Raw genomic sequence first — 12,518 nt, 5'->3', positions numbered from 1 at the left:
TTTTAGGTTAGCTCAACCATATACGGCTTTCTAGAAATGTCAGTGATATCTGACAGCAGACTATCTCGGGTATTTTCTCAACGAACCGCTGCTCTTGCCAAGAGCGTTGGAGCAACTTACGGCGATGCGTGTACTGCCGAGGCTGCTGCCTCGATGCTTAGCCAAGCGCTTATGAACGGGCATGTCTGTATAGAATTGATAGCGCTGGCACAGAAATTTGGGCAACCGCTCGAAACAATCCGTACGTCATTGATCGAAAGCGGGGTTGCTATATGCATTAATGATAATGACCCGTCACCCTGTTTACCACTAGTTATTGATAGCGATAATCGACTATATTTCGGGCGTTACTACGAATTCGAGCGTGGACTCGCTAATGCACTAAGTACACGTGCACGATCAGTATTTTATACTACGTCTTCTAACGACTCTCAGCGATGGCGCAATATACTATCTCGTTATTTCGGAGAAACAAGTGATAGTAATCTCGACTGGCAGCGCGTTGCGGCTGCTATCGCGTGCTCTGGGCGGCTAACAATCATTAATGGAGGGCCGGGCACAGGCAAAACAACTACAATTCTTGGCATACTAGCGTGTTTACTCTATGATCGGCCGAGTTTGCGTATCGCGTTGGCAGCACCTACTGGAAAAGCAGCGCAGCATATGCTAAAGGCATTAGCAGCTCATAAAGAGCGATTAGATAAAAATATCGCGGCTCGGTTACCGATTGAATCTTATACGCTGCATCGGTTGCTTGGAAGCGCACCAGATAGAAGTTTCCGTTACCATCATCGTAACCCTTTGCCGTACGATGTAATCGTTATCGACGAGGCATCAATGATTGACATAGCGCTGTCGAGTCGGTTAGTGGATGCTGTTGCGCCAGGTGCTCGTTTAATCTTATTGGGTGACAAAGACCAATTAGCTGCGGTCGATGCAGGAGCAGTATTCGCTGAACTAAATGCTTATCCATGTTATATGGGGGAACGCTCTAAGCGTATTGCACAGATGGTTGGCTGCACTGCTGACACATTGAGAAACACGTTCTCAGAATATGTTCGCCGTAGTCTGCGTGCGTCTGTTGATAGACAAAAAAAATGGAATCTACCATCTGACCTATTAAATCCCCCCATCTCAAAAACTATACCTTCTAAAGAGAGAGATGTATTTAGTGATAACAATTTATCGGATGGGGTAGGCGCCCGTAAGCTAGTGCAAAATGGTACAGCAAGATCAAAGGTCTACAAACAATCGCCGGCGCTCTCTAATTGCGTTGTCTGGTTACAAACTAATTATCGGTTCAATATTAACTCTCCTATTGGACGGCTATCTAGCGCAATCCGAGAGGGTTTATCTAAAGATGCACTCGATATACTTAATACGGAAGATGCCCGCTCAGATATATATTTCATCGAAGATAGGGGGCCGATACTTAGCTGCACAGCGCGCGAATATATTATGCAGCGTTTCTCGCGCTATATCGATTTGTTAGCGGGGATATTGCAGAAGCGAGAGCCAGAGGCTGGGGAACTATTTGATGCACTCAACACATTTCGTGTGCTATGCGCAGTACGGGCAGGCCCGTATGGTGTTAATGCCTTAAACGACTGGATTACTATGCAACTACTTCGTCTTGCCCGCTTGCCTATTTCATCGGTTACTAGATGGTTTACAGGCCGGCCGATTATTGTTACGCGCAATAACTATGCACTTGGTTTGTTTAATGGAGATATCGGTGTTGCTCTTCCATCTTCGAACGGCACACTTCAAGTGGTTTTTGAGCGGGGCGATGGAAGGCATCGGAGTATATCTCCCGGAATGCTGTCGTCGTATGATACGGCATTTGCTCTCACAGTCCATAAATCACAAGGCTCAGAATTTGAGCGGGCTGCGCTAGTGCTGCCACCTACATTTAGTCAAACTGTGTCGCGTGAATTAATTTATACGGCCGTAACACGCGCGAGAGCTCAAATTACAATTATCGGCACGCGCCCTGTTATAGAGCAGGCGATTAACACACCGACACATCGCGATACCGGACTATCAGCGCGTTTACGGTACGTAGCTGCAATAAGGTAATAAGCCTATTGAGTTAATTGTATTAGTAGATTACCAGAAAAACATTAACAAAACTGTGCTTTGTAATAAGCACATTTTATAAGAAGCTTAAAAAGAAATTAATCAAAAAATAAAAACAGTAAGAAATGGCACTTTAATACTAGCCTAAAAATTATGATTTTATCGCAATGCGCGCTGATCTAGATTAGCTCAACAGAAAAGATGTGCGTGGAGTAAGTCATGTTATCTGAATTACATACTATAGTATGTAGGGGAAATAGCGGTGCGATAACAGGTGTATATCGCTTTATAGGGTAATTAAGCTTATATTAGTAACTAGAGCGATCTAATATAATGATGGCAGAGCTTCTGCAATAAGCTCTGCCATCAGGTTATCCTGCTGCTTCTTAGGTTAAAGATAGATTTATCAATCTACTTGTTGAGCTTAGTACTAATAGTATCCTATCGTACCCGAAGGTGTTGCTTATACAGGTTAGTATTATGCTATAGGGTAATATAGTTTATTCGCCACTTTGTGAACTTGCTTCTGAGAAAGCCGACGGAAAAACAAGCCTAACTAAATTTGAAATTTAGTTCTTTCATTGTCTTAATTTCTGATTTGATACGAGTAATTATACAAACAAAGTGTTTCAAGACCATCTATAGTAGACTACTGTTTATGGTAAATCTCAGAACCCGAGTTCTTAAATTCAATTGATTTAACTTCCATGCCCTTGCGCAATGCTTCCATTTCATCAATACCCTGATTCTCTGCAAAATCTCTCACATCTTGCGTAATTTTCATTGAACAGAAGTGTGGACCACACATTGAGCAAAAGTGCGCAACTTTAGCGGAATCCTTAGGTAGCGTTTCGTCATGAAATCTTTGTGCTTTTTCTGGGTCGAGCCCGAGGTTAAACTGATCCTTCCAGCGGAACTCAAAGCGAGCTCTCGATAATGCATTGTCGCGCAATTGCGCGCCGGGATGTCCCTTCGCAAGATCGGCAGCATGCGCAGCTAACTTATAAGTGATAATACCCTCCTTAACATCATTTTTATTCGGTAGTCCTAAGTGTTCTTTTGGCGTCACATAACATAGCATTGCTGTTCCAAACCAGCCAATCATCGCTGCCCCAATACCCGAGGTAATATGGTCGTAGCCTGGTGCAATATCAGTTGTTAACGGTCCGAGCGTATAGAATGGTGCTTCGTTGCACCATTCCATCTGTAAGTCTATATTTTCCTTAATCAACTGCATTGGTACATGCCCAGGACCTTCGATCATTGTTTGTACATCGTGCTTCCAGGCAATCCGTGTTAGCTCACCTAACGTCTTAAGCTCAGAAAGCTGAGCTTCATCGTTTGCATCGTAGATTGAGCCTGGCCGTAATCCATCACCTAGTGAGAAGCTTACATCATATGACTTCATAATCTCGCAGATGTCTTCAAAATGTTCGTACAAAAAGCTTTCACGGTGATGAGAAAGACACCACTTAGCCATGATCGAACCCCCGCGAGAAACGATTCCTGTCATCCGATGGGCAGTCATCGGTACATAGCGCAGCAGCACACCAGCATGTATCGTAAAGTAGTCTACACCCTGTTCTGCCTGTTCAATCAGCGTATCTCTAAAAATTTCCCAGGTTAGATCTTCAGCCTTACCGCGAACTTTTTCTAACGCTTGGTAGATCGGTACAGTACCGATGGGTACTGTACTATTACGGATAATCCACTCGCGCGTTTCATGAATGTTTTTACCGGTAGATAAGTCCATAACGGTGTCCCCGCCCCAGCGGATCGCCCATATCATCTTATCAACTTCCTCTCCTATAGATGACGTGACGGCTGAGTTACCAATATTAGCATTAATCTTCACTAAAAAGTTTCGGCCGATGATCATCGGCTCAGATTCTGGGTGATTAACATTAGCTGGAATAATCGCACGACCACTTGCGACTTCTTGACGTACAAATTCTGGGGTAATTCCACAAACCTGATCGATATTAGACACTGTCATACCAAACGCTTTACCACAGTGCTGCCGTCCCATTAGATCGGCCAACTTGGAGCCTTGTGATCCGTTTGCGCGCAATCTCTCTAGATATTCATGTCGGCGCTGGTTCTCGCGGATCGAAACAAACTCCATTTCTGGAGTGATAATGCCACAGCGCGCATAATGCATCTGAGTTACATTAGTCTTAGCTTTAGCCCGTCTTGGGGCATGCAAGCTCGGAAAGCGTATAGTCTCTTGGTCGGCCGAACAGTTCTTGCGGTACTGGCTTGAGGTTTCCCTATTTAGTTTTTCTGTATCATTTCGCTCCCTAATCCACATCTCACGTATTGCCGGCAAGCCAGAACGGATATCAATCTTAGCTTCAGGATCAGTATAAGGTCCAGAAGTATCATAGACTATAAACGGCGGGTTTTTTTCACCACCAAAGACAGCTGGTGTATCAGATTGACTAATTTCACGCATAGGGACTCGTAAGTCAGGCCGGGATCCCGTTATATAGATCTTACGGGAATTAGGGAGCGGTGTAACTGCGGCATCGTCCACACGTGCGGACTCAGATAAAAACTTGAAGTTAGTAACCACAGAATATCTCCTATGAGCAAGGTCAAGACAAAATGGAAGATCGAGGAAACGGGGGGGGTAGAAGTTGAATTCTTAACTATCGTCCATCGCCCACGGGGCCTTTTTAAGCTAGCATCACTTAGTTTAAGTTAAGAATATTTATAGATGGTGAGTAAACTTTATTTCTGCCCAACAGTAGAAGATGAAGATACACTGGTTCGGGCGAGTTTGGCAACCAACGTCCGAAATATGGTAGATTTATATGTCTTTTATACTCTTATAAGGACTAGATATTAATTTGGGACAATTTTTTAAAACTATATTAGTTATATTTATTGTTATACCTGTACAACATATATTATACTGTTTTATTTTGTAGTTAAATTCAAATTTAATTAACTTAAGTTTTTACTCCTTTTTTAAGGAAGTTAAAAACCTTTTAAGTGAATTTTTATACCACGTTTTTAAAAACACTTTATACTACGAAAGTATTCATAAATATAGTATATTTAGATACTAAAACTATATTGGTGTCCCTATATTTTATAGGATACTAATAGTAGAAAGAATTTTTAGTTACACGTTTATGTCGGTATTGGGGTTACTATATTTATAGTAAATTTACTTATGAGTGTATAATAAACACACTGCGCCCAAAACATAGTTGAATACTTATAATTTTACAACCATTTCCGGAGCGAGAGATATACTTATCAGTTACTTAATACCTTACTAAACTAGTGTTAAAATATAGACAGAGAATACTGCCCTCCCCAAAAATAGAACAATCCGCATAATGCGACCAAGAATAAATAAACTCTAATTCGGAAATTGGGGGGTTTTGTTTCTAAAAAATAGATTAAGTTGCTTGCTTATAATACAAAATTAATAAATATTTGAGTTTACATAATGTAAATTATCGCATTTTAGATCTTAGTATCTAAATTAAGATGCTATGCTTACAGCACATATTTAAATAACTTAGCGTTTATAAATTATTTAAAATTCTAAATTGTGATGCAATATAAAGTCTGGAGCTTAATACATATTAAATATATAGAATTTAATATATATTATTATGACGCTATAGATTAGTTATTTATACAACACTATTGTATATTTATTATATAAATTTTTAATTTAAGGTTATTTCTATTTTACAGAAAACGTAATTTCTGCACTTGCTTATTATAGCTAGTAGAAATCGGCGCGCGAGCGCGCCGTAACGCTAGTTTTTATATAGTGATTACCCTATAATCTGGCTGCACTCATAAATTTTTTGAGCTATATAACTAGTGTAATATACACTTTTAGTATTTATTAGCATAATCGTTTATATAAGTAAATACTAGTATTGTAATTATTATCCCATATATGCTCTCTCTATGATGGTTTACTGATAATGATATAACAAGTGCATAATTACTAATACAGAAGCGCGTATATCTAGGATAGCTTTACTTACTATCGAGACATTCTTTTTTTAGAAGAAATAAATTCTTTATATCATTATTGCCACTAGATATGCTTATTTACTATGCGCATTTTGATTAGTAAAACTTACGAGGGGGCAAAGAGCGCCGAATCTGTTTGCGTAACCTTGCTACGGCTGCCGCTTTTTTCCTCTTACGCTCGGCAGTAGGTTTTTCATATGCTGTTCGAGCACGTAATTCCTTAATTAAGCCGGTGCTTTCAATAGAACGCCGGAAACGCCGCAATGCAACTTCGACGGGCTCGTTAGGCTTCGGGATAACAGTGGTCAAATTATTCCTTTCAGTGCAATAAAAAATGCCGTACGCCTACGCGTAACATCAGTTAAAGCAAGCAACGGCTCGAATGCTTACATAAAATTAATAATTTTAGAAAAACATCCTACTATGATAAATCAAAATATACATTTCTGGTCGATATCGAATAAGTTATTTAGATGTATAAAGCTACTTATTCTAAAACCATCAATATGCGTAGCGACGCTAGAGCTTTTGCTATAACAATAACATCCGCCGAAAAATTAACTTAAGTCCGAACGAAAACCAATAGACGAGCTAGCATCTTTTATTATGTAAGAGTTATTGTTGGCAACAACTAAGACGACATAGTTGCTTGTCTACTTCTCAGTAGTAAGCATAATTTTTAATTATACATGCAAATTATAAAGCTTATTTAGTATTCTAGCTTACATTATGATTAATTATTAGTTATCTAAGGATAGATATCTGTTTTTCAGATAGGTATTTAGATAATCTTCATTTATACAATCTTATTTTCCTTAAAAAAGCGATCATTCTTATTAAGGCTGGCTAATAAATTATCTCCGGGTTGAAAATAGGCAATTTTCTCTAGATTACTAGAAATAACTTATTTAATTTGGTGTTCAATATTTTTTATTGTAAGAGGATCTAAATAGATTACAAGAATTACAAGCATAAAAAAGTAAGAGTATGATCAAATATTTTTTAAGAAAATCTTATACATTCTATGGGTCATAGCCTGATTTTAGTTAGAATTAAAGAAAAAATATAGCTCTTAAACTACTTATAAAATAGATCTATGCACTGCATATCAGAAATATGCGGTATTGCAGTGGCAATTCCATAAAAACTATGACTAAAACTACCCGAGCCTCTTTTACGTAATACGCCATCTAACGGTGCAACACATATATGAAGTTACGTAAGATATATCACTTTCCAGTTCGCGCTAGACAGTAACTATCTCAGCACCAAGATAATTACTATTCTCATGACTAATTAGAAGTTTAACGATGTACCGCTATGCTTAAATCCTATTTCGCAACTACAACTTGTTGGGCACTGCTCGTAGTCGATTTTGACCCAGAATAGATACATTCCATTTCAGTTTCGTTTTCGAAAATGTCGGGGGGTATGTGCTAACAAGCAAAAAATGATTTTATAAAAAGTTAATTTTTATAAACGATAATGCCGAGTTGGTCATACTACTTTTCGATATTTAAGACGGTAGTCTTACTATCTTTGCAGTACTATTTTTAGATATATAATAATAAAATGTTTAATTTTTGAATTACTAAAATTTTAGAGTAAAAAATGGTCCCGGGGACCGGGCTCGAACCGGTAAGCCGTGAAGCGGCGGATTTTCTTCACACTACGCCTTTCGGCGCCACTAACTCTGCAAGAGCAAGCGTTTGTGCGCTGGACTATGCCTTCACCGTCGCGCGGTGTGCAACTTGCGTTGCTTATAGCACCGTACATTAGGTACCCTCCGTCTAGTCTCTACACTTTTTATCAAGTTTGGCAAGCTTGAATTTTAGCTCGGTGTTGCCTCGGCTTATATGCCAGGGGGTTCGCCGGATTTGAAGGGTTCTACATCAGTTGTTTCCAGCTGTGCACTCAAATTTTTAAGTCCGCTATGTTTGCCAATTTCATCACCCCGGGGATAGGGACGTCCACTTTACCATATAAATGGTAAATAAAGAAATTTTTTGTTGAAAAGATCATAAATTTACCGCTTATGTAAAGCTAAAATATTTAGCTATGCAACACAGATTTTTGTGTACTTATTATAGCACATTTATTTACTAAGGAAGGTTTATTTGAACAAATAAATGTTCAATGTTTATTGAAATTTAAACTCTATTTTTTCTTTTCTTAAAGACAAGGTAGTCTGAATAATATTTAGTCTCTTAATTAACTTGACTACTATCTTAATAGATTAAGATAGTAAAGTATAAAATTATACTAGACATTAATATAGACAGGGTAGTTTATTTAGTGCACTTCACTATTTTCTTAGATACTAATCTATATAATTATTTTTTATTAGGAATGAATGACAATCTAAGAAATAATCAAATAGATAGTGTTATATACATAATTTTATGAACTTAGGAGCTAATATTAAAAGCTTGTGCGATAGCATGGTAATATTTATTTTATAAATCTATAGCTTGAATAATATTCAAGCTTGATCTTTGACTTGAATGTTATTTATACTTAACTGGATATTAAATTTCACCTGCTATTTTCTAAGTAATGTAAGTTATAAGCGTAGCACGGCTATTATGCCGTGCTACGCTTATAACTCTAGTGGTAACGTGCTTGCACACTTAATATCGTCTAAGAATATATTTGAGTGCACTTTGCTTACACCTAGAATCTGTAGAATATTAGATAACGCTTGTAAATCTCGCGATACGACCTTCAACACATAGTCGATATCCCCTGTTACCGAAAAACATTCCTGCATCAGAGCGTCGGGCAACTAGTTGACGAAACCCTGCCGATATTATGCATATGCTCGCGCTCCATTGTCACATGAATAAACGCGATGACGACAATTCCAAGTTGCGTCGCATCCAGCCGAGTTTCGTATTGCTTGATCACGCCTATTTTTCTGAACGTCGATGACAACGTGGCGTCTGTGCGGGGGATAAACTGATCGCCTTAGCTAATTCAAAGTTTGAAGTATGCGCCTGTTCTTGTAGTACACTTAATAATCAACGATCTGCACGATCGAGCTTAAGTATCTGCACTATTATTCCCTTCTTCTCTGAAAATATGAAACTTTCTAGAATAATTAGCTTTCTTACACTAGAGAACTAAAAAATACTATTCCCCATTGCACTTTATAAAAATAGCCTGCGATTAAAAATCAGTCGATACCTTCTATTGAAGCGGTATCATATTTCTCCTATATTCACAGAATAATACATAGCGGTGTGTAGTCTATGAAGATAGCATATTTAATAATAAATTAAAAAATGAGTATCCTGCCTAATCGTACTAGACATACAATTAACATTGTTTTTAGGTATTATGTCAACGTTTCTTATTATGAAAGAATTGTACTTTCTGAAGCTATATATTAGCTTGCTATATTACTTTTTATTACTAAGTATAAGAGCCGATAGGCTAGTCTATCGCTTATGTAATTATTATCACCGACAAGCACTATAAATACTACAGTGTCTTTTTGTCTGTTTGAGTTATTTTTTATGTATTTCTTTTAGGAAAAGCTAAGTTGTCGGAAGTTAGAATTTATAGACTAAGATAAAACGGCTTTCCCAAGGGGCTGGGAACTAGAATATCAGCTGCTAATTACTATAATTAGTCTTGGCGGCATACTGTTACATGATGAGACAGAATTTATCCTTGATATAAAAGTAGCCTTATCGTTGGTGAATCGAATAATCGTCACGAATCTGCTGTTATTTAGCAAAAATATAGCCTATATTTAATAGCATAGTACTCTTCTAGAAGAGAATCCACAGCCTAGCGATGTTATTTATAGTAAGCACGTTCCTGATAGAAAATAAGATGTAGTTAGAATTGCGCCTATAGGGGGCTTAGATCTGATAGTAGTCTTCTTCTGGCTACTAGGAAAATCCCTCTGGATCACAATTTTCATGTCGGATCGCAATGCCTTCCGCTTTTGTTTTATCTGTGAAAAAAATTTCACTAGAAACTAGAGCTTATTTGTATAAACATCTATGTAATAAATAGCCACATGCTATCTGCCGTATCGAACACCCGCGATATTAACCTACCTGCTGTCAGTTTATAACAATAGGTTTACGAAAATAGTCGCATTCTATACACACTAGCACTATCTTCTAATAGTGCTACCTAATAGTAGAAGTATTTCTAATTAACTAAGCTATGATTGGCATTCTACACTCGCGTTTCTTAAAATAAATATAAGACTTGTAGATAAACCCTTTTGCTAATAGAAGCCATCCTTTCATAAACCTATATCTTACTTTTATCACGATGATCTTGATTCTTATATGCTAATAAACACTGCTACGCTCATCAATCTATCTAGATTCCTCTCAGATTAGCTCTCTTCGCGGTAAGCTATCGCTTTAGCCGGTTTAGTGACTTTTTATCGATCACGGCATAGCTTTCAAGCGATAACGCCTTACTTTTTTAGGATACTTTATGTTTGAGCACGTCAAAGCATTTCCAGGTGATCCAATCTTGTCGCTTAATGAGGATTTTCAAGTTGACCCCCGAGCTAATAAAGTAAATCTAAGCATTGGTATCTATTTTAATGCTGACGGAAAACTGCCAGTGATGGCTGCCGTACACGACGCAGAACATGCGCTGGCCAGAGAAATTAGACCTCGACCTTACCTGCCAATGGCGGGGTTACCCGATTATCGAGATGCAGTACATCAACTAGTGTTTGGTAATGCATGTAGCGTGCGTACTAGGCAGCGTATTGCGACGTTGCAAACGCTAGGTGGCTCAGGTGCGTTGAAAGTCGGCGCAGATTTTCTACGACGCACTTTACCCAACGCACAGGTGTGGATCAGCGATCCAAGTTGGGAAAATCACCGCGTGGTATTCGAACGAGCTGGTTTCATAGTAAATACCTATCCATATTACGATATCGCTACTGGTGGATTACGTTTTGCCGCAATGCTAGATGCGTTACACGCGATTCCAAATCGTCACATTGTTCTGCTGCATGCATGCTGTCATAACCCTACAGGGGTAGATCTAGACCGCAATCAATGGCGCGAGGTTATTTCACTAATCGAGAAGAAAGAGTTGTTACCGTTTGTAGATATGGCATATCAGGGTTTCGGAACAGATCTAGATGATGATGCATTCGCAGTACGAGAGCTAGCTGCGCGCGGCATATCATGTCTAGTCGCAAACTCATTTTCGAAGAACTTTGCGCTATATGGTGAGCGCTGCGGTGGCTTAAGTGTCGTATGCCAATCCGATGAGGAGGCAATGCGTGTACTCGGACAGCTGAGCGGAACTGTACGATCTAACTATAGCAATCCGCCTACCTATGGTGCCAAAGTAGTCCATACAGTGCTCCGTACGCCCGTCCTGCGTACGTTATGGCAAACGGAGCTCGCATCGATGTGTAGACGCATCTCTGCGATGCGTCATGCAATGTACAAACAATTACAGGGTCGTATTTCGGATGAAATAGTATCTCACTATATTCAACAACGAGGCATGTTTACCTATACTGGTCTGAACACTGCACAGGTAGACCGCTTGCGCACTGAGCATGGCGTATATTTAGTCCGCTCTGGACGGATGTGTGTTGCGGGTTTAAACGAACAGAATATCAGCATTGTTGCCGATGCTATCGCGAGAGTTTTATCCAGGTAACGAATTTAGGCATCAAGTCTATATGGATTACTTGCGCGCCACCAAAAGCATTGCTCGCGTAGTGCTTGAGCGACGATAAATATAAATAAGTACTACTATTTTCGCAGCAGGCGGAGCAAAACTAATACGGTAAATCATACGGCATAGACTCAAACATTTTTTAATTAAGACAACCCCTAATTTACTTGAAGTCGGGCATGCAAATGCGCTAGCAGCACATGCAGATAGCTCAAAGCCATCTTGTGCACCGCGCGCTTTGCACTGATAGTTAGTGATGTGATTTATATATATGCTAAGCTAGCGAGTAATTTACTAGCAGAATACATGCTCTATCCAACTGCGTATTTTAAGCAAATAACTGATCAATCAGTGAATCACATAATTCTATTTCTGGAGCGCACTTTATTAAGCCCCGTCAAGAGCGAGATAATAATCACGCTTTCCCTGGACGTCCAGTATTTTTTAACTTAAAAGTATCGATACTTTAGCCCTTCTGGGTCTAAATTAAGCCCTAATAAACTAGATAAATATTCGACTAAATTATATAAATAGTTTTGGTATACTACCTCAAACATTATTTCTACCCTATAATTGTTAGCACATCAAAGGCTTAATAGTCTCAAAAGACTATATGAAGACGTTCATGTACTAACTGCATGTCAATCTATGTAGAGGATAACCTAGCATACGATATAGTCCTATATCCTGAAAGAGTACCGGAACATTTCTAATCCGTTTGTATAAAACTAATGTTTAGTTGAAAAACAACG

General features: G+C 38.8%; 4 protein-coding genes and 1 pseudogene. 2 read left to right on the top strand and 3 right to left on the bottom strand.

Features of this window, described 5'->3' with window-relative positions:
- The first annotated feature begins 36 nt into the window (after positions 1 to 36).
- Complete coding sequence (locus K0T93_RS04190) at positions 37 to 2,079, top strand: AAA family ATPase (RefSeq protein ID WP_225721847.1); 2,043 nt, start codon at positions 37 to 39, stop codon at positions 2,077 to 2,079.
- Between the two features lie 649 nt (positions 2,080 to 2,728).
- Here K0T93_RS04190 and thiC read toward each other — a convergent pair.
- The 3 genes and pseudogenes from thiC to K0T93_RS04175 all read right to left on the bottom strand — a co-directional run bounded on the left by thiC (position 2,729) and on the right by K0T93_RS04175 (position 9,143).
- Positions 2,729 to 4,654: a phosphomethylpyrimidine synthase ThiC gene (gene thiC / locus K0T93_RS04185; protein ID WP_225721846.1), complete on the bottom strand. Its 1,926-nt coding sequence runs from the start codon at positions 4,652 to 4,654 to the stop codon at positions 2,729 to 2,731.
- A 1,529-nt stretch (positions 4,655 to 6,183) separates the two neighbouring features.
- Positions 6,184 to 6,396: a 30S ribosomal protein S21 gene (gene rpsU / locus K0T93_RS04180; RefSeq protein ID WP_225721845.1), complete on the bottom strand. Its 213-nt coding sequence runs from the start codon at positions 6,394 to 6,396 to the stop codon at positions 6,184 to 6,186.
- 2,290 nt (positions 6,397 to 8,686) lie between these two features.
- Positions 8,687 to 9,143: pseudogene (locus tag K0T93_RS04175) on the bottom strand (Lrp/AsnC family transcriptional regulator).
- Between the two features lie 1,408 nt (positions 9,144 to 10,551).
- Here K0T93_RS04175 and K0T93_RS04170 point away from each other — a divergent pair.
- A complete protein-coding gene (locus K0T93_RS04170) occupies positions 10,552 to 11,748 on the top strand; it encodes an amino acid aminotransferase (protein WP_225721844.1) in 1,197 nt (398 codons plus the stop codon).
- Positions 11,749 to 12,518: the final 770 nt, after the last annotated feature.

The organism is Candidatus Vallotiella sp. (ex Adelges kitamiensis), from assembly GCF_020342435.1.
Classification (GTDB): Bacteria; Pseudomonadota; Gammaproteobacteria; order Burkholderiales; family Burkholderiaceae; genus Mycetohabitans.
This window is presented reverse-complemented; position numbering and strand designations above follow the sequence as displayed.